Below are 19728 nucleotides of genomic sequence, written 5' to 3'. Positions count from 1 at the left end.
TCACCTAAAAAAAAGATGAGAATTCAACGTCACTGCTAGCCCATTGTTCTGTTGAGCGAGGACGGCCTCAACCCTTGCCTTGGCTCCAGCATCGCAAGTGTAGAACCCTGTGATGAATTCGGGGGCCACTACTCCAGGCACCAGTGTTTCCGCGCATTTCGCAGCCTTTTTTTGCCATCCAATACGTTCATCAGCGTCTTGCCAGGAGTCTGCGAATACATAGTCAAAATTGATCCATCTCAACCCCTCTGGATAGGAATAAAACCGTACCCAGTTTGACGCGGCATTCTGATCGGTGATGACCACATTCTGCAGGTCGAGGACACGACGACTGACTTGGACTACGCATAGGTCGGGGTGATTAGGTTTCCGCAGGTATAGCATCGGATTCCGTGCGCAAAAGTAGAGATTCGCGTACTGGTGCAGGCGCAATCCATTAGGCACGGTCTTACCCACGCGCCTATCTTGGATCTCTTGCTTTGCCACCGACGAGTGCGGAAGCTTCGAGGCTCTCTCATGGCTGAGAATTCCGTACTGCAGCACCGATGGAATGTTCTTTATCGGCATAATGCAATGCAGTTCAACTACGCGGTGACTCATCGGCTTCCCATCCTGACGTCGGAATGGCGGACTATACCTCAACGATAGCGTTATGCCTTTACCGTTAGTAAGATTTCATTTTGGCTATCCGAGAACCGTTCTACTGCCTTTGTCCCACTATTATCCATTTCAGGGGGCATCCACCTACCGTACACGCGGGCAATCATCGTCCAATCGGTATGCCCCATTTGTTTGGCCACCCACATCGGATGTTCGCCGGCTGACAACATCATCGACGCATAGGTGTGCCGCGTCTGGTAAGGGCGCCGGTACCGAACCCCAGCCTTTTTCATCGCCGGCACCCACATTGTTTTCCGAATCGGCCCATCGCCTGCCCAGCGCTCGAGCGTGCGCGGGTTTTGAAATACCTCAGCGTCCGCAAGAAACGTGTGGGCTTTCTGTGCCTTCAGTGCTTCCATGGCTGGCTTGAGCAGTTTTACGCTTCGGCGCCCAGCGGCTGTCTTCGTGGTTTCCGCATTTCCTTTGGAGGCCTGGGTCATGGCGCGGGTAACCATCACTTCTTCGCGCAGCCAGTCGATGTCGCCCCAGTTTAGCGCCACCAATTCACTGGTTCGCAAGCCGGTCCATAGGGCGAACTGCATCATGTAGCGCGCCTGGCCGGAGAGGGCGCCCAGCACCGCTTGCTGCTCCTCAGAGCTAAATGGATCGACGTCATCTTCCTTCGGCGGCGCAGACTTCCGGGAATAGGTCCAGCCCGCCAATGGGTTTTGCTCAATCAACTCTTCCTCGGTCGCATCGTTCAAGGCAGAGCGGAGACAGCTCTGGATATTGCTGAGCGTCTTGTTGCTCACTTCGAGGGGATCGAGCCAATCCCTCACAGCCTTGCGTTTTAGGTCAATCAGCATTGTGTCGCCCAAGGCTGGGATCAATCGCAAGGTGACCAGCTTTCGGTAGCCGTCGAAGGTGCTGCTCGCAACGTGCTTTTTCTTTGCCTCGAGCCAGCGGGTCAGAAACCCGCTCATCGTTTCTCGGGACGCTTCGGGCGCGAACTTCGCAGCCCGGGCAGAGCCTGGAAACGTCACCAAGTAATCGAAGGTGCCGATCGATATCGCATGCTCGATCGCCGCCTTGTGCTGCTCCGCTTTTTTCAGGTTAGTGGAGGTGGGCTTGAGCGTGATCCGCTCGCGGCACCTGACGCCCCGATACATGAACGTGATTTCGATGCTCGAATCGGAGACTGCCCGAACTCCCCGCCCGCCTCTACCCATGACTCATATCCCTCAATATCGAGAAGCGTCCGGCCATCCGGAGCTTTGATCCATATCTCTCCGAGCCGCCAAATCCCGTCACGGATCTTCGAGCGGATCGCATCTTCTGTGTAGCCAGACTCGCTGGCGAATTTCCTTACGGTCACATAGCGCATGTGTGGTTATTCCTGACTGATCAGGATTTGCGATTGCGCGCAGGGGGGCGTAACTACTAATCGACCCCGGCTTGCTGGAAAAGCGTTGTCTTCCGACCTGGTTTCCTGCTTGTGCAGGCAGCGGTTAACTTTGTTTTTGGTCATTATCCGTGTCCCTTTCAACTACACGGATAGCCTACGGGCGGCTGTTCAGCGTGTGTTTCGTTTTCACGCAACAAAAGCGACGGAAATCAAAAGGCGGAAAACTCCCTGCCAGGGGTGGGGCCGCAACGTGATGTGAGTCTGGTAGCTCTGTAAAACTCAAGGGCCCTTCAGGTCTGCTGCAGTTTTTTCTGCTCGTATGCGATGCGGTTCATTACGCAAACTGGAATTGCGAACCCTTGGATATTTGTTTTGAGTGTTTCGCAACCGTCTTCGACGATTCCACAGGGCACACCCCGGCGGAAACGCATTCCCTTTCCGATGTAATTGCGCAGCATGATTTCCCAGGACTCGTCATCGTAATAGAAGCCTCTGATCTCAGCCCACTTGGCCGTAACGCCTCTTCCAACAATGCCTTCAGATGTCAGGCAGAAAACTTCTACTTGGTTTTCTTGGGGGACAGGGACGGCATAAATCCGTCCGTTCGGTGCTACAGGCGGGAAAGTCTGTCCATTGCCTAAGTGACGAAACTCCATGGTGTTGCTCCGCATGCATGAGGTTGCGTGACACCATATGCCAGGCTCTGGAAATCCCAAGCCTACGGAGCTCAAGGCTTATGCCATTGGGTTTCCTGATGGCCTTCGTAAGCTGTGGCAATCAAAACAGGGAGTGGAGCTATGGGTAACAAATCAACAACGGTCCGAATCGGTTTGCTGGCAGCGACAGTAGCCCTTCTGGTTGGGTGTTCTGGCACTCCGGGAGCTAGGACTGTGCCGCTTCCTGAGCCAAAGGATGTACCGAGAGAAAAATGGTCGGATGCTATGCATGTTCTGACCTCCATGGGGATTTCCGGGCAGCGGGACGTTCCAATCGAGCTTTCGGGGGCCGCTGATGGAGCTAGCCCTGTTGGCCGCTCTGGGGCAGTGCTTGGGGATGCTGGATTAAGCGCCGTAGGCTTTGCATCTCCACCTACAGGTTTGAGTGGCGGCGCAGCAGAGGCAGTTAACTTGGGTTTGATGCTCTTGGGTGGGTCGAGTGATCCGGCGCGCACAACTCAGGTTGTCGCTTGGGTGCCCGCTGACCAGGCAAGCTCGCCGGACGGGGCCTCTGCTCATACATTGCGTAAGGTCGAAGATGCTCGTAAGAAGGTTTTTGCCAATGGACTTTCGAAGCTACCAATGCAGACGGGCAAATATCCTGATGGCCATGCCCGCGGCTATGCATCCCTGTCAGATAGCTACGCGGAGAGGCCGATTCCATACAGTGATGAGGTTGCTAAATCGCCGAGCTTTCTTAAATCGCCACTCAGCTACGGGCCGATCTTCATCCGTGACAACCAGTTCGCACTTGATGCCTACAAGAACGACATGACGACTTCGGAAGCCATGCTGCTTGCATCGCAATACCTGCCTGAGTGGATCTACATCTACCACCCTGGCCAGCGGCTGAAGAAAAACTCGATCCCTGCGGCAATCTTCAATCAGGGCAGGGCGCTCTACTTCGTAGGGAAATAATTTTGCTGGCTGTATTGCCGTGGGTTTTCGCAAACCTGCGGCGTTTTTTGGGTATGCCTGAGCTGATACGCGAAAATTCGGGTTTATTTGCCCTCTCCGCTTGATAAGTAACACTCAAAGTGCAACAGTGTTAGTAGAACACCTTAACTGATACGGACAGCACCTCATGTTCATCCGCGCATACCTCAGAGCATCGACCGAAGAGCAGGACGCCGGCCGCGCCCGGGCATCGCTCGAGCAATTCGCCACCGACCACAACAAGGTGATCGCGAGCGTGTACCTGGAGAACGCCAGCGGCGCGTCGGCAGATCGGCCTGAGCTGCTGCGCCTGCTCAAAGATGCGCGCAAGGGTGACGTCCTGCTGGTGGAGTCGATAGATCGCCTCTCGCGCCTTCCTGTGGAGGATTGGCAGAAGCTCAGGGCTGCGATCGACTCCAAGGGCTTGCGCATCGTCGCGCTCGACTTGCCGACCAGCCACCAAGGAATGCAGGACACCAAGGGGGACGAGTTCACCGGCCGGATGTTGGGGGCGATCAACTCCATGCTGGTGGAGATGATGGCCGCGATCGCGCGCAAGGATTACGAGCAGCGCCGCGAACGCCAGGCCCAAGGCATCGAGAAAGCGAAAGCTGCCGGCAAATATCAGGGCCGGCCAGTTGACGAGGATCTTCACAAGAGAGTTTCCGAATTGCTCAGCGCCGGCCTGGGGATTCGCGCAACGGCTCGGCACGCCAAATGCTCCACCACCACTGTATTGAGAATCCGCGACGCCACCGCGTCTTAGGAGACGATTTGCAGCACTTCCCTGAGTTGCATTGATCTGCGTCTGTTGAAGATTGCGCCATCAAAGTGCTAGCGTCGAATTGACTGCGCCGGAGTGGTGACGCAGGGACGATGTTTAGGCTGGCGGATGGACGCCACGCCTTTACTCAAGAGGGCTAGGTATTGCCCGCGATGGACTATGAAGGGAAGTAATCATGGGTCTTGAATACAGGGACATGGGTGCGGATGTTCGCGCAAATATGGTCCAAGAAGTCACATTTGATTTGGACAGAGGAAGCCTCTATCCGAGCCAGCGCTTGAATGAGGAAGGATTGCGAGTTTGGCCTGACACGCTAATGGAAGCAGCCAAAAATCAGACCGATTCTTGGCTAGAAAGTCAGATTCGAGATCGACGACTTCTCAAAAGCCACGAGAGTCGCAGGAAGCCCACCGGTGGGTTTACACAAGCCTTAATCCCGCATACAGCGCCACAAACTCTAGCGGAGGGCGAGTTCAATCGCTTTTACATCAGGGGTCTGTGCTTAAAAGCGTTGTCTGAAGATATCCCTTACCTCATTGCCTATCGTGCGCGTCACTCCGAAAATCCCCGGCGAGAGTCGGAAGCAATCATCGGAAAAAAATTCCACCCACAGCAACTTCTCGACGATCTGCGTGCGTCAACAGGTATAGACACAGTCCTCGGTCTACCGCCGGGGCCGAACTCAGGCCTCTCGGTCGCCATTCCTTGATTTAGTGCGATACAAAAAAGCCCCACCAGGTTGAGCCTCGGTGGGGCTTTTTAATGCCTGAGCCATTTTTTGCACCCGCTCTGCACCCATGAGAAGCAAGAGAGTAACCAAAAAAACGCTGGAAGCCTTAGATTATATGGTGTCCCAGGGCAGGTTCGAACTGCCAACCTTCCCCTTAGGAGGGGCAAAATTTTCAGGTGTTTACAACGGTCCGCCTGAAAAGGGGCTGCATGAGCGCGTTAGTGAGCTGCTTGGCGCTGGCCAGGGCATTAGGGCAACCGCTCGCCATGCAGGGTTCAGTACCACCACAGCGCTTAAATCCGCGATGAAATGATCAAGTAGCGACGCAGTTTTGCGCACTGTCGAGCAGCAGTGACATCCTTTACGAATTCTACCCAGGCTGTATTCGTCGCCTGGGTAGCATTCCGGTCGCCTGGAATGCGCTGGCTCGTCTAACGGCCCAGGTGCCGTAGCAATGCCCTGATAATTCTGGCGCGCAGGAGAAGCTTGCGACTGACACCGCAAGCGTCATACCGCCCGCCAGTTCGCCGAAACGGGCGAACGCAACGATGTTCACCAAGGCGAGAACCATGATGCCGTAGAACTCGGAATTGGCCTTGCCGGCAGCCTGAGCCTGATGTTCGGTGAGCATCCACTTCTGCGACAGGCAGAAGGGGCATACGGACGACTCCGGGTCACGGCCGCCCACGGGTATTCCATTGATGTAGAACGGCGCGCTGGTGACCACCTTCGGAACCATCATCTTCTTGCAGCACGGGCACTTAACTTTGCTCATGACGTGAACCTGCTGGACTTGGCACATGTCTGAACGTTACCCGAGCACTGGCGAATCCCAAGCCACCACCATGCGCATCTGCCGATGTGCTGCAAAATCAGTCGGTGTGATGCTTCTTGTCGAGATGATCTGCGACCTTGTAGCCAATCACCGCAGCCACCCCCAGCGTGCCGACCACGCCGATGACCGCATAAACCAGTAGCTCAATCGAGTCCATGTCTTGCTCCTTCTGGGCTGAAAATTTGCACTGGCTTCAGCTTCTCACCCGTTGTGCCAATCCCAAGGATTTCATCCTCCTCAAATCCCTTGCCGCCGGTACCTGGCTGATTGAATTCGAGGGCAACCGACGCACCGCTCATATCCGCTTCGCGACACGTGTTTTTCAAAAAAGCATGCTCACACTACCTCTATTGCTTATGGGAGTCTGACGGTTCACCTCACATAGAGAGAATCTGCCGATTTTGGCCGAAGAGGTGTCGTGGAGAGGTGTTGCCGCTGTAGCCCGCATGGTTACTGGGTTTCAGGTTTTTCAGGGTGTCTTGTACAGGTGAAGGGGTGTCGTAAAGCGGTGGTGTCGCCCAGGTAAGGGGTGTCGTGAAGAGGTGTTGCTGCTGCAACCCGCATGGTTGCTGGGGTGCAGGTTTTTCAGGGCGTCTTGTGCAGGTTAAGGGGTGTTGTAAAGGGGTGTCGTCGTCCAGGTAAGGGGTATCGAGGAAGTGTCGTCGCTACAGTCCCGGGACTAAGGGGCTTTCACAGTTACAATGTGTCGTATGACAGCGGCGGATCGACGACGGATGACAACAGAGGGTCTGAAGGCATTCGTCAGGCGCGCAGTGTGACAACAAATGGTCGATAGATGACGACCTACTCGCTGAGGGAAAGGGTGTGTTCAACGAATGTGCAACAGATGACGACGACGGCTGCGTCCTTGATTGCAGCATAGATCGATAGGTAGATATCGGCCAGAAGCTGAGGCTCATCCACTTTGCACTTTTGCGAGCTCGGCCCCCGTTGCTAACGCTTAAGCGATTGGCGCCATCGCCCAAGACTTCCCATCCTGGCAGGTCGCTCAGGGTCATCTCTATAAGTGAAATGCATTGTCCGAACGCACCGCGTCGCGCGCACGCATCTGGTTGTTCACGATTTGGGAACATTTTGTTGACCTCATGCAGGCGATGGGATAATTTGTTACCAAATTGGGAACATAGCGACGATTATGAGACTGCTTGGTAGAGAAAAGCTGCCGCCTCTTCAAGAGGAAAGCGAGCAAATCAGGAGGTGGCTGAGCGTTTGGGTAAGCGAGGTTAGCCATGCTGGGTGGAAGGTCCCAGCTGAGATACTGGAACAGTACCCGACTGCCTTTGCCACTGCCGAAGATACCTTTCTATTCTCTATCTGCGAATCAAGCATGCTCCTAGAACTAAAGGTCGCGTTTGCTCAAGGTATTGCAATCATCACTGCGATAGTGAAGAAACTATGAACATGCTTAATCTAAAAATCATTAAAACTGAGGAGCAATACCTCGAATACTTCAATGAAGTGCACTCACTAATTGTTTCAACTCCAACTCTCGGCTCGGAAGAAAGTGATCGGCTAGAGTTGCTTTCAGTACTGATTGAAGATTACGAAAAGCAAAAATACCCAGTAGAAGCACCTGACCCCATTGATGCTATTCTCTTTCGGATGGCTGAAAAAGGTTTGAAGCAAGCAGATTTGGTTCCTTATTTTGGAACTCGTAGCAGAGTATCCGAAGTCTTAGCAAGGAAGCGGCCGCTAACGGTTCCAATGATAAGGTCGTTAGCGATAGGCCTAGGTATATCGGCTGACACCTTAGTCGGACTAGATGAGGTTGAAAATAGCCATTCTAAAGCAACGGTAGACTGGGCCAAATTTCCTATCAAAGAAATGGTCGCCAGGGGCTGGATTGACAATATTACGAGTAAAGCAAAGAAGACCGTTGAGGAAATGGTTCAAGGCTTTATTAGTGATATGGGCTTGCAGGAGAGTGGAGTCGCATTCCGTCGTACGCTTTCCGGCGATTCAGCCACGCCTACTACTACACATGCGCTATATGCGTGGCTTGCGAGGGTCATACAAAAGAGCCGAGAAATTAAAGATCAACTTCCGGAATATGACCAGCAAAAAATCGGAGATGCATTGATCAAGCAGGTTGTTCAGCTTAGCCGATTTGAGGACGGCCCTCGAATGGCAATAGATTTGCTCAAAAATCATGGTATTGCTGTTGTGATCGAACCTCAACTAAAAGGTACCATGCTTGATGGTGCAGCGCTGAAAGAGTTAGATGGAACACCCATCATAGCTTTGACGCTCAGGTATGACAGGATCGATAATTTTTGGTTTACCTTAGTGCATGAGCTGGTTCATGTGTGGAAGCATATCGACGACACCAATGAAGCTATTCTTGATGACCTGGAGCACCCCAGCACCGACAAGCGAGAATCTGAGGCTAATAGGATAGCAAGAGACTCATTCATCCCTAGGTCTATGTGGAAGCGCACCGATGCGTACCTAAAGCCAAGCAGAGAGACAATTATTGCACTCGCTAGAGAGTTGAAGATTCACCCAGCTATTGTAGCTGGGCGCCTCAGGAAAGAGGCTGGTAACTATAATCAGTTTACTGACCTTATCGGCCAGGGCATGGTCCGGTCTCAACTTCTAAATCCATGAGGTGAAAAATGAACAATCAGTATTATCCTATTGTTCGAGCAAAAGGCGGCGAGCTAGAAGCACTGACGTATTTCAAAAAACTAGATAAGGCTTCATTGTCCCGATGCACTCCAATATTTGAAATTACCAAGCTTGAAGGCAGATCGTTAGAAGTAGCTAAGAAAAATAGCTCCACCCCGTATGAAGAGTATCTCGACGCGCGTGCGCATAAAATCGCTGAAATATTCAGAGGCAAGCGTGTTTTCCTGGATGTCTCCCAATGGCCAACCAGCTTTACGACTGAAGGCGGAGAGCAGGTTCTTAGCTATGTATGCCAAAGCCTCAAAGATCTGGGGGTAATCGTCTGCCCACTGATCGGTTATGACCGATGGGAATCAGCGGAGTATCGAGAGACTATAAGATCAATCGTACTCGCTGAAACCGCAGTTTTTTGCATTCGGTTAGATAGTTTGGCAATTGAAGATTTAGGGGATCTGGATCACCTTGACGAAATTGTCGAAGATATGATTCTAACGACAGGTATTAACGAGGAGCAGACGCCTGTACTTATCGACATTGGAGATGTGACAAAGATTCCGATGCAAGAGCTCATGGAGACTGTTGAAACTGCGTATAGTCACATGAAAAGCCTTGGTTTTAGCACCGTTATAATGAGTGCGAGCTCGATCCCAGACTCCATTGAAAAAGCGGTAAAGGAACGCGATTCAAGTGGAATCATTCACCGTAAAGAGATGATTGTCTGGAAAGGTTTTTTATCGGCAAATCCTACTGCGTCACTGTATTTCGGTGATTACGGGGTACGAAATCCCCGTTCCTCAGACAATATCGCACCTCATATGAACGTCAAGATTCGGCACACCATAAACAACGGATTTTATGTAGTGCGCGGCCATTCGGTGCAGGGTGATGACGGCTTTGCTCAAAGTCAAAAGCTCGCAGTCGATGTTGTGCAATCTGTTCATTATAAGCACCCTAATTTTAGTTGGGGTGATGCCATGATTAAGCAATGTAGCGTAGGTAAATTGATAGGTAACTCTACAAACTGGATCGCCTATGATACCAGTCATCATTTGAAATACGTAACTACAGAGATTTTTGAGTTTGCTACACAACTTGCGGCCATCGCTGCTCGGGTAGGGAACGACGTCAAGTCGGCAGCAGGGTCAGTTCTGCATCAGCGATAACAGTACACTATAGTCACCTCCAGCCATCAGATCCAAGTACTAATGAAAACTATATTTGAAGATGTCATTACTCGCTATGGTACAAAACGTGCGGAGTTTATTGCTGAGACCTGGCCGAAAAAGCCAAAATGGCGTGAGATTATTTTAGTCTCGGAGTCGCCGAGAGCTGAAGAGTACTTTGATGAAGAGATGGATTTTTACAGGGTTTTTGAGACGGAGCTTGATGACATACCGCGATTGAGAAATAAGGAAGTCAGTGTGGGTCAATGGGAGGAGGTCGTTCATTTTTTAAAAATCCACAATGAAAGGCTGTCATCTCAGGTCGATAACTCTACTACTCTCACCGCTACCTTTGTGTTCATGGGGTCTCTATTTCTTTTGCTTGCAAATTACGTTACGTATCTATTTTATCTTCCGTTCGTTTTCCTGGCAGTCGTTGCTATGCAGATTTTTTTACAGCGGATGGGGAGGCGACATGAGTTGGCCAGAAATAAAGAATTAGTGATCATTATTGAAAATTACATCAAAAAGCGTCGTACGGTTTCTTAAGGGCCATCTGCATAGGCACCAATTAAGGGGGGCGTAAATTAGTCCTGAAGGATGCCCGTGGCCAACTGACGGTTTTCAGCATGGGAATGATAATGAATGATCGTGAAATCCTGAAAGGATCTGGTCCGAATAGGCCATGCGGTCGATTTCGGTGATGTCCAGCTCTAAGCCTTCTCTATTCAAATCGGCATCCTCAGATGCGCTATAGACCCGTTGTGATAATCCGCATCGACACCATCTTGCTCGGTGCCGAGGGCTGAATCGCTCCTGGTTTTGTAGACACTGAGTGACTGCTCCTGGCCGATTCTGTTGAAAAAGTCGGCCATGGTTTGCGCATCAAAAAATACGCGTCCGAGATTGAAATCTTTACTTTTGGCAGAGGCTTCCAGACTCGAATTTTACGTAGCAGCGTGCAAAAAAGGCGTTTTCACCAGTCAATGATCAGGCAGTTTGGGCAGACCGACTTTTTCAACAGAATCGGCCGTTAGTCGCCGCTGGCAAATTTATATTTTTGCCTGTGGAATTCGTGTAAACAATAAGAGTGCAGATTATTCCTCCCAACCATGGAGGGGCTACCTACGAAACCTACAGAACCAAGTTTCGTAGGTTTTGTAGGTCGACCTACCGTCCTTTTGAGTAAATAAGCTGGGACGAGGCTATGTATTTCGCCAGACATATCGCGTCGATGGGCGGCCACCTTTCTCACCGGCAACCTCGTAGCCAACGATGAAGTCGTGTTCAACCAGAATTGCGAGCGCATTATTCACGGCGTCCTGCGAGCCCAATCCCGTCCAGTCCTTCTGGCGCACCTCTCGTGCGGTAAACGGCTCGGGTAATTTCTGCTGACGCTCCAGGAGCAACCGGGCCCCTAGTAGTGGGGCGTTAATTGCTGCACCGTACAACCGCTGTGCATGGCTCATCAGATAGGCTGCCCAGCCAATTGCTCGGGTAGCAGCCTCTGCACTGACCACTTGCTGCCCTCCGCCGATAAGCTCGAATAGAAGTGCTAATCCGGCAATGGTCTGCGGCATTTTTAGGAAGTGGGATTGCAATGCTGGATGTAATTCTTCCCTCCGGCTTTCCTGCATGTGACGGGTATACCAAGCGTTAAATATCTCCTGTGCCTCCGGGCTGAACCTGAGTGCAGAACTAGGCTCATCGGGTATTTGGTCGAGTTGCTCTATAACCCAATCCACGCGCTCAGTGGCGGCTTTGTTCGGCCAGCGGTCCACCAGACGCCATTCGCGGACATCGTCGGGATAAACGGCGAGTTGCAGGCGCTGAATCAGGCCGTCATCCAATTCTCCGCTGATTGCGGCGCGCACCAGCGATGCGATTCGTGACGGTTGAATGCCGCCGATCAAGGATAAACAGCATGACTCAATGAAAATGGTGCCGCGCCCAATGCGGTCGTAGGTGAATGAGCCGTTGCCATCGAAACATTCCAGGTAGAACGCTCGCGCAACAGAACCGTCCTCACTCTGTATCGTCGCCAGCCAACCCCCCAGCTCGTCACGCACGAGCAGCAGGCCGTTCGGGTTTTCGTTAAGCAGCTCGCCGAGTTTCTCGACAGTTGAGTCGTTGATGATGTACCGGCGCAGGACTGGAGCCTGCATGTCGCTGGAAAGTCTGTTCAGTTCCGCCAAAGCCGCGTTCTTGTCGCCGCTACCGAGAAGTTTTTTTGCCTTGACCTTGGCGGCGTTGCGCTCCATTTCGAGCAGCTCGCTGCAGGCCTTGTGCTCGGCCTCAGCCAGGCCGTACTGTTCTCGCGCCCTGGATTCCAGGGTATGCAGTGGACGAAGTGCCTGTTTGAGTGCTGGCGATTTCATCGCTGATGGCCGACCGATGATGACGCCCCACTGGTTGGGAACGACTATCCAATCATCGTGCTGTTTCGGGTGGATGGTAAATTTGCGCCCGACCACGGCGCTGACAGCGACCACGAGTGCGACTCCAATAAAATCTGGCGGGCACTGGGTGCGTTCAGCGACATCACGCACATATTCCCGCAGATCGGCTGGCAGTAGCTCGTCATGCCAGGGCATGACCCTCGTTAATTCACACGGGAGTGGCTTTGGCGCAATTCCTGGGCTCAGATATGAGGCACGTGCCGGTTCGGGCATTTCTGCCAAGAATGGCGTGATCTGCTCGTGTGTGGTCATTGTTCATCTCTCTTGAAGAGATCCTGAGTGACGCCATCGCGTTCGCTGATCTTACTCTCCAGCCAGGCCTCCACCTCCGTGACGACGAAGTAAACGCCAGCCTGTTTGCTCGGGCCAAATTTGATGGGGCGCGGGAAGCTGGGATCGGTTTCGCGCAGCTTTTCGAGGCCGGAGCGGCTCTTGTCAAAGCAGTGCTGCAGAGAGGTGTGACTGATCAGGTATCTCTTGGGGGCATGTGTCGGCATGTGTGGGTCTCTGTGTGTAAGCCGACACAGATTTAATACCCCTGACAGACCGCTGTGGCGCGTTTTCAAACCGGAAAAACGACGGAAAACGTTTTGTCGGTTGTTGAGGCAAAGGCGACAGCCAAGGATAGGCTTCACGGGTAAGCAGGCTGTCATAAAGCTGGCATAACCGAGCCAAAACCACCCATTCAGGCACAAAAAAGGCACTTGCGATAAACGCTAAGTGCCTGATTTGTTTAACTTATTTGGTGGAGCCGGGGGGATTTGAACCCCCGTCCGCCAGTACTCCGCTGTCGGTACTACATGCGTAGCCGTGTCTATTAAGTTAACCCTCAGCGACCCGACGGGCAGGGTGCTTTGGGCGAGTTGTGTAAGTTTTAGCCGCTTCGTCCACAACGTACTGCACGGCGATTCTGTTCTATATGACAATCACTTTGGGTTTACAGACATCCCCTAATGATTGCTGGACCCGAAGGTACCAGAAGCTCAGGTCTAAGGCTGCTTACGCAGCGATAGCGAATTCCTGGCCGTAGTTTTCGTCATTGGCAACTATAGAAGTTGCAACAGTGGATTTACGAGTTCTGTTACCAACTCGGCATGCACCTAAAGTTTCGCAACCGGCGTCGAATCCTAAACGGCCCCGAACCTGTCGCTCCATGAAGCTGGAGGAGTGGCAGGCATTTGCAGTGTACGCCAATCCGCGACTGAGGCCAACCCGAAGGTTGGCCGGACGCGACATTACTGCTGATCGCCTTTGGTGTTGTTCTGCAGTTTCTGAAGAGCTTGGGTGGTCAGCGAGATGCATTCCTTCGTGCCTTGCTCGGTACCTTTGGCCTTGGCAGCGGTGGCCTGTTGGACAGTGGCATCGATGTCAGACTTCATGCTTTCACTCATTTGCTCGCTGCTGACCTTGGCGTCCTTGATTTTTTGCAGATTTATTTGGCAAAGGTCTGCCTGGCTATCTGCAAACACCGGAGAGGCCAACATCGCAGCGGAAATGAACAAGCCAGCAAGTGCGGTGCGCTTCATGTGTATCTCCTTGAACGTATGGTCTCGGTGCCGCTGGACAGTGGCGGCCAGGCCGAGTCAGTGGATGGCCCAGCGCAGCCGGGCCTATTCAAGTGACTACAGCGACGCGCAGGAATTCGATTTTTCTTCGAGTCCCATCGCAAGGTCCTCACCGTTGACGGGCTTGGAGCGGGTGACACGGTCCACCAGATACACCAACCCGTGGTAGTCAATTGCGCCGTGTTGGGTAAGACCGATCTCACAGGTGCGGCTGGTGGAAATCCCTTCGCTGCAATGCTGTACCGCGTCCTTCAGTGAGCGCAGCGAGTGGGCGTTCAGCTCTGGCGTGGAGAAGCCCTTGTCGCCGGCGAAACCGCAACAATGGATGCCTTCCGGGATGACCACGTTTTTACTGCACTTGCGCGCCAGGTCGATCAGCGCCTGGCTTTCGCCAAGGTGCTGCGTGCTGCACGTGACGTGCACGGCGATGGGCGCCTCCTGGGGAATGAAGTCGAGCCGATCCATCAAGTGGGTACGGATGAAGCGCACCGGGTCATACAGGTCCAGGCGCACGTCGCCAAGGTCCTGGACCAGCCGCAATGTGCAGGGGCTGGTGTCACAGTAGATGGGGTCGAGCCCGCCGCGACTGGCGTGCAGCAGGGCGCCGATCAGTTCCTGGCGCTTGTGCTCGGCCTGTTCGGTGTAGCCTTTGGAGGCAAAGGGTTGGCCGCAGCAGAGGCTGTCCACATTGTCTGGAAAGACCACCTGATAACCGGCCTTTTCCAGCAGGCCGCGGGTCTTGTCGTACAGCGACATCTGCTCCTTGTCCGCTGCCGCCGGGCCCATGACCCGCGACACGCACGCCGCCAGGTACACGACTCTCGGCCGTTCGTCCGACACGGCGGGGCTGAAACGGATGGCCTTTTCCGGCTGGGGCATGGCGTTGGTCCACTGTGGGACTTGGCCTTTGGACAGCCGCGTCAACGAGGCCGACAGTTTCGCCAGGCGGGGCGCGCCCAGCAGCATGCGCGCACCGTTGACGACGTGGAGGGCGAAGCGTGCGCCTTGCAATGTGGTGGCGAAATTTCCTTCAATCCAGTTGGCGGTTTTCGTCTTTGTTGCGTCACGGCTGCGCAGTTTTTTCACCAGTTCGCCGGTATTGATGCCTACCGGGCAACGTTGTGCACACAGGCCCGTGGCGGCACAGGTATCGATGCCCTGGTATTGGTAGGCACGCTCCAGTTCGGTGGTGTCCGTGCCGGCGCGTTTCTTGGCTTGGATATCCCGCCAGATCACGATGCGCTGGCGCGGGCTCAAGGTCAGGTCCTTGGACGGACACACCGGTTCGCAGAAACCGCACTCGATGCACTTATCCACAATCTCATCGGCGGCCGGCAGCGGTTTGAGGTGTTTGAGGTGGATCTGCGGGTCTTCGCTGAGCACCACGTCCGGGTTGAGGATGCCGTTGGGATCGAGCAGGCGTTTGAGCTGCCACATCAATTGATAGGCGTCACTGCCCCATTCCAGTTCGACGAACGGTGCCATGTTGCGCCCGGTGCCGTGTTCGGCTTTCAGCGAGCCGCCGAACTCCACCGCCACCAACTGCGCCACGTCATCCATGAACGCCTGGTAGCGTGCGACTTCTTCAGGGTTGTTGAAGCCTTGGGTGAAGACGAAGTGCAGATTGCCTTCCAGCGCGTGTCCGAAAAGGATCGCTTCGTCGTAGTGATGTTTGTCGAACAACTCGATCAGGCGGTGTACGCCAATGGCCAGTTGTTCCACCGGAAAGGTCACGTCTTCGATGATCACCGTGGTCCCGGTTTTGCGCACCGCACCCACGGCCGGGAAGGTGTCTTTGCGGATCGCCCAGAGCCGGGCGTTTTCCCTTGGGTCCTCGGTAAAGTCGACCTGTTTTTCCACCGGGAAACCGGCCAGCGAGGCCATGATCCGGGCCAGTTGCTCTTGCAGTAAAGATGAAGAGGCAGCGCGGGATTCGATCAGCAAGGCGCAGGCATTGATCGACAGATGCTGTACGAAATCCGGCATGCCCGGTTTGTCCTGCACCGAGCGCAGGCTGCGGCGGTCCAGCAGCTCCACGGCCGAGACTGGCTGGTTTTTCAGCACGGTGACGGCGTTGCAGCAGGTTTCCACATCGGGAAAGACGATCAGGGCCGAGGCTTTGTTCGGGTGGTCGATGACGGTGTTGTAGGTCACCGCACTGATGAAGCCGAGAGTGCCTTCGGAGCCGACCAGCAGGTGGCTCAAGATATCCACAGGCTCATCGAAGTCCACCAGGGCATTGAGTGACAGGCCGGTGGTATTTTTCAGACGATATTTATGCCGAATTCGCGCAGCCAATTCAGTGTTGGCGCGGGTCTCGCGGCCCAGAGTCGCGAGGCGTTCCAGCAGTTCGCCGTGGCTTGTACGAAAAGCCGCCACGCTGCTGTCGTCTTCGGTATCCAGGCGCGTGCCGTCGGCCAGTACCAGGCGAATGCCGGCCAGGGTGTGATAGGTGTTCTGCGCTGTGCCGCAGCACATGCCGCTGGCGTTGTTGGCGACGATGCCGCCGATTTTGCAGGCGTTGATCGACGCCGGATCTGGGCCGATCTTGCGCCCGAACGGCGCCAGCCAGGCGTTGGCCTGGGCGCCGATCACGCCGGGCTGCAAACGGATCTGCGTGCCCTGTTCACGAATCTCGCGCCCGTTCCAGTTATCCCCGAGCACAATCAGCACCGAGTCGCTGATGGCTTGCCCGGACAGGCTGGTGCCGGCGGCGCGGAAGGTGACCGGGACCTGGTCGCGTTGGGCCAGTTTCAGCAAAGCAATCACTTCATCTTCGGATTCGACGCGTACCACCAGTTTCGGAATCAGCCGATAGAAACTGGCGTCGGTGCCGAAGGCCAAAGTCGACAGCGGATCGTCGAAACGGCGTTTCTGCGGGATCAGTTGTTGGACGTCGTGTAGAAAAGGGGCCGGAAGGGTCATTGGTCCTCCAGAATCAAAACAACCAGATCCTTCGGACCATGGGCGCCATAGGCCAGGACTTGCTCGATGTCGGCGGTTTTCGACGGGCCCGATACCAGCAGGGCATTGGTGGGCATGCCTTGGGCCCACTCGAATTCCTGCTGCACTTCATAGAAGTTGTCACGGATTTCGCTGGCCTTGAGCAGGGCGAAATGCACCGGTGGGACCAGGCTCATCAGTCGAGGCTCTTCCCGGGTTGGCCAGAGAATCAGGCTGCCGGTGGCGGCGATGGCGCCAAGGGTTCCGGTCAGGCTGGCGGGGGTGTCGTTGAACAACTCGGCTTTCCACTCTTCTACCGGGCGGTCGTAAGCCTTGAGGGTTGGCAGGTCCGGATTGTTCGCCCAGAATTTTGTGATTTTTTCCCCGTGCGCGGTGGTCGGGGCGATGAGCAGGCTCGGCAATTGACGGTCGCGCAGCAATTGCGCGAGCAGGGTCGGCCAGCCTTCCTCGGACGTCAGGTGGATTTCGGTGTGCACCGCCTCCATCAGCTTGCGCAATTGCGGGATACGTTCTTCGGGCGCATAGCGGTAGGTCTGCGTCACCAGCTCGACGTCGAAGTTGTCGGCAACGGGCGTGGCGCCGGTCAGACTTTTACGCAGCTTGGCGAGGATATTGTCCTTGGCGCTCATCGGCGGTCTCCCTGCTGGTTCAGGTGTTCGCGGGCCAGGTCATGCAATGAGCGGGCGGCGGGTTTGGGGGCGCTGTGGTTCTGGGTCCATGGCCCGACGTTGTTGGGCGTCAGGGCGCGCAGGCGCGTGGCGAGGAACCCGAACAGCCGATACAACCGTGGCGAACTGTTGAGTCGAGCCCAGGCGTTCCAGATGAAGCGTTCCTTGGGCGAGTATTTGCTGCCCTGGCCGCGCATCACCTGATGGGGGCTGTCCGGCGCCTTGACGTTTTCTTCCCGCAGCCGCCGCAGCAAAGCCGGGATCGGAATCTTCACCGGACACACTTCACCGCAGGCACCGCACAGCGAAGAGGCGCTCGGATGGTCCGGCACCTTGGCCAGGCCGACCATGTGCGGCGTGATGATTTTTCCGATAGGTCCCGGGTAAACCTCGCCGTAGGCATGACCGCCGATTCGGGTATAGACCGGGCAATGATTCATACAGGCGCCACAGCGGATGCAGTTCAGCGTCTGGCGCAATTCGCTATCGGCAAACGCCTGGCTGCGACCGTTGTCGAGCAGGACCAGATGGACTTCCCGGGGGCCGTCCAGTTCGTCAGGCTTGCGCGGGCCGGAGATCATGTTGACGTAGGTGGTGATCGGCTGGCCAAGGGCCGAGCGGGTCAGCAGCGACAGCAGCGGCACGACGTCGCGCAGGTTCTCGACGACTTTTTCGATGCCGGTCACGGCAATGTGCACCGGCGGCACGGTGGTGGACATCCGCCCGTTGCCTTCGTTTTCCACCAGCAGCAGCGTGCCGGTTTCAGCGACGGCGAAGTTGACGCCGGAGACGCCGATGTCGGCCTCGAAGAATTTCTGCCGCAATACCTTGCGACCGATCTGAATGAGTTGGTCAACGTCCTTGGTGTACTCCACGCCGAGTTTGTCGTGGAACAAGGACGCGACCTGACCGGCATTCTTGTGGATCGCCGGCATAATGATGTGTGAAGGCTTCTCGTGGTCGAGCTGGACGATGTATTCCCCCATGTCGGACTCAAGACATTCAATGTCCCGAGCCTCGAGGAAATGGTTCATCTCCATCTCTTCGCTGACCATCGATTTGCCCTTGATCACTTGCCGCGCCTCGTGAGCGCGGATGATCGAGAGGACGATGCCATTGGCTTCGTCCACCGTTTCCGCCCAGTGCACGTTCACACCGTTGCGGGTCAGGTTGCTTTCAAGTTGCTCGAGCAGGTCGGGCAGCTTCGATAACGCACGGGCGCGGACGGCATTGCCCAGCACACGCAGGTGTTCTCTTTCGTGGGCATCGCTGAAGGACGTTGCCCGCTTGGTCATCAGTGAATCCATCGCGCTGCGAAAGTTGTTTCGCAGTTGCGTGTCGGCCAGGGCCTTGTGGGCTCGGGCGCGAAAATCTTCCTGCACCTCAACGGTCGGAATCAGCGTCGGCGTGCTCATGCGACACCTCCGCTACGCTGCCAGAGGAAGCTCGCCAGGTGCTGGCCGCGTAACGCCTCCTGCTGTTTTTCCAGTGCGCCGTTGATGTTCATCAGGCAGCCACAATCGGCACTGATGACCTTGTGCGCGCCGGATTCCTTCAGCGCTCGGGTCTTGTCGGCCACCATCGCGCCGGAAATATCCGGCATGCGAACGCTGAACGTCCCACCAAAGCCACAGCATTCGCTTTCGTGGCTGTGGTCGACTCGTTCCACATTGCGTAACTGCGCCAACAACGCGCGGCCGTGCAGGTGGGTGTTCATTTCACGCCGTGCCGAGCAGGAGGTGTGCAGCGCAACCTTCACCGGCTCACCGCTGTCGTTCAACTGCACCTTGCAGACAAACAGCAGGAATTCAGCCAGTTCATAGGTCCGGGCCGCCAGGGCCTGGACCTGTTTGAGCGTGTCGGGCTCATCCTTGAACAGGTCGGCGTAATGCTCGCGCAGCATGCCGGCGCAGGAGCCCGAAGGCACCACCACCGGATAGTCTTCGGCAAACAAGGCCAACTGCGCCCGTGCCACTGTCCGCGCCTGCTCGGTGTAGCCCGAGGTGTAGGCCGGTTGGCCGCAGCAGCTTTGCCCTTGCGGGTAGTCCACCCGGATTCCTTCGCGCTCCAGCAGATGAATCGCATCCATCCCGGCTTCGGGATAGAACAGGTCCACCACGCAAGTGCCGAACAGGTAGACCCTTTGCGGTTTCTCGCTGGGGTACTGCCGAGGCTCGGGCAATGGCGGGGCGACACGGGTCGCGTTCGGCACGGCGTTGTAAAAAAGCTCGCTCATCAGGCGTGTCTCCGGGTG

At 55.1% G+C, this 19728-nt stretch carries 17 protein-coding genes, 1 other RNA gene and 1 pseudogene; 7 read left to right on the top strand and 12 right to left on the bottom strand.

What is annotated here, in order from left to right; all coding sequences use genetic code 11:
- The 3 genes from AB4O09_RS26735 to AB4O09_RS26725 all read right to left on the bottom strand — a co-directional run bounded on the left by AB4O09_RS26735 (window position 1) and on the right by AB4O09_RS26725 (window position 2661).
- Window positions 1-600, bottom strand: a complete 600-nt coding sequence (locus AB4O09_RS26735) for a DUF4433 domain-containing protein (RefSeq protein WP_460107708.1) — start codon at window positions 598-600, stop codon at window positions 1-3.
- Window positions 601-650: 50 nt separating this feature from the next.
- Window positions 651-1829 (bottom strand): Arm DNA-binding domain-containing protein, encoded by a 1179-nt coding sequence (locus AB4O09_RS26730; protein WP_460107704.1) that lies wholly within the window; start codon window positions 1827-1829, stop codon window positions 651-653.
- A gap of 466 nt (window positions 1830-2295) precedes the next feature.
- Entirely contained in the window at window positions 2296-2661 is a 366-nt protein-coding gene (locus AB4O09_RS26725) for a hypothetical protein (protein WP_460107702.1), read from the bottom strand.
- Window positions 2662-2946: 285 nt separating this feature from the next.
- Between AB4O09_RS26725 and AB4O09_RS26720 the strand changes: the two genes are divergently transcribed.
- The 4 genes and pseudogenes from AB4O09_RS26720 to AB4O09_RS26705 form a co-directional block, all read left to right on the top strand.
- Entirely contained in the window at window positions 2947-3639 is a 693-nt protein-coding gene (locus AB4O09_RS26720) for a hypothetical protein (protein ID WP_460107699.1), read from the top strand.
- A gap of 166 nt (window positions 3640-3805) precedes the next feature.
- The gene (locus AB4O09_RS26715) at window positions 3806-4423 is read left to right on the top strand and encodes a recombinase family protein (RefSeq protein WP_460107696.1); all 618 of its coding nucleotides are present in this window, start codon (window positions 3806-3808) and stop codon (window positions 4421-4423) included.
- 193 nt (window positions 4424-4616) lie between these two features.
- Complete coding sequence (locus AB4O09_RS26710; protein WP_336353903.1) at window positions 4617-5150, top strand: hypothetical protein; 534 nt, start codon at window positions 4617-4619, stop codon at window positions 5148-5150.
- Between the two features lie 184 nt (window positions 5151-5334).
- Window positions 5335-5484: pseudogene (locus AB4O09_RS26705) on the top strand (recombinase family protein); the annotation flags it as partial.
- A gap of 57 nt (window positions 5485-5541) precedes the next feature.
- Here the strand turns inward: AB4O09_RS26705 and AB4O09_RS26700 are convergent.
- Window positions 5542-5946, bottom strand: coding sequence for a hypothetical protein (locus AB4O09_RS26700; protein WP_460107693.1), 405 nt, complete (start codon window positions 5944-5946; stop codon window positions 5542-5544).
- Window positions 5947-7422: 1476 nt separating this feature from the next.
- Between AB4O09_RS26700 and AB4O09_RS26695 the strand changes: the two genes are divergently transcribed.
- Genes AB4O09_RS26695 through AB4O09_RS26685 form a run of 3 tightly spaced genes read left to right on the top strand, consistent with a single transcriptional unit; the run spans window position 7423 to window position 10367 of the window.
- The gene (locus tag AB4O09_RS26695; protein ID WP_460107691.1) at window positions 7423-8634 is read left to right on the top strand and encodes an ImmA/IrrE family metallo-endopeptidase; all 1212 of its coding nucleotides are present in this window, start codon (window positions 7423-7425) and stop codon (window positions 8632-8634) included.
- A gap of 8 nt (window positions 8635-8642) precedes the next feature.
- Entirely contained in the window at window positions 8643-9818 is a 1176-nt protein-coding gene (locus tag AB4O09_RS26690; protein ID WP_460107688.1) for a beta family protein, read from the top strand.
- 42 nt (window positions 9819-9860) lie between these two features.
- A complete protein-coding gene (locus tag AB4O09_RS26685) occupies window positions 9861-10367 on the top strand; it encodes a hypothetical protein (protein ID WP_431495522.1) in 507 nt (168 codons plus the stop codon).
- Window positions 10368-11023: 656 nt separating this feature from the next.
- On the opposite strand, the gene AB4O09_RS26680 is transcribed toward AB4O09_RS26685, so the two are convergent.
- The 8 genes from AB4O09_RS26680 to AB4O09_RS26645 form a co-directional block, all read right to left on the bottom strand.
- Window positions 11024-12412: a YfjI family protein gene (locus tag AB4O09_RS26680; protein WP_460107685.1), complete on the bottom strand. Its 1389-nt coding sequence runs from the start codon at window positions 12410-12412 to the stop codon at window positions 11024-11026.
- A 113-nt stretch (window positions 12413-12525) separates the two neighbouring features.
- The gene (locus AB4O09_RS26675; protein ID WP_460107683.1) at window positions 12526-12774 is read right to left on the bottom strand and encodes a helix-turn-helix transcriptional regulator; all 249 of its coding nucleotides are present in this window, start codon (window positions 12772-12774) and stop codon (window positions 12526-12528) included.
- Window positions 12775-13020: 246 nt separating this feature from the next.
- Window positions 13021-13416, bottom strand: a transfer-messenger RNA (tmRNA) gene (gene ssrA / locus AB4O09_RS26670).
- Between the two features lie 96 nt (window positions 13417-13512).
- Complete coding sequence (locus AB4O09_RS26665; RefSeq protein WP_003197648.1) at window positions 13513-13803, bottom strand: hypothetical protein; 291 nt, start codon at window positions 13801-13803, stop codon at window positions 13513-13515.
- 96 nt (window positions 13804-13899) lie between these two features.
- A complete protein-coding gene (locus AB4O09_RS26660) occupies window positions 13900-16767 on the bottom strand; it encodes an FAD-binding and (Fe-S)-binding domain-containing protein (RefSeq protein ID WP_460107681.1) in 2868 nt (955 codons plus the stop codon).
- Window positions 16764-17435 carry a LutC/YkgG family protein gene (locus AB4O09_RS26655; protein WP_027911991.1) on the bottom strand — a complete coding sequence of 224 codons (672 nt, stop codon included), beginning with the start codon at window positions 17433-17435 and terminating at the stop codon, window positions 16764-16766. The genes AB4O09_RS26660 and AB4O09_RS26655 overlap by 4 nt, the downstream gene beginning before the upstream one ends.
- Window positions 17432-18889, bottom strand: a complete 1458-nt coding sequence (locus AB4O09_RS26650; protein WP_003197654.1) for a LutB/LldF family L-lactate oxidation iron-sulfur protein — start codon at window positions 18887-18889, stop codon at window positions 17432-17434. The genes AB4O09_RS26655 and AB4O09_RS26650 overlap by 4 nt, the downstream gene beginning before the upstream one ends.
- Window positions 18886-19710 carry a (Fe-S)-binding protein gene (locus AB4O09_RS26645; RefSeq protein WP_003197656.1) on the bottom strand — a complete coding sequence of 275 codons (825 nt, stop codon included), beginning with the start codon at window positions 19708-19710 and terminating at the stop codon, window positions 18886-18888. Before AB4O09_RS26645 ends, AB4O09_RS26650 begins: the two co-directional genes overlap by 4 nt.
- Window positions 19711-19728: the final 18 nt, after the last annotated feature.

The sequence above is a fragment of the Pseudomonas sp. H1_F01 genome (genome assembly GCF_054681425.1).
This window is presented reverse-complemented; position numbering and strand designations above follow the sequence as displayed.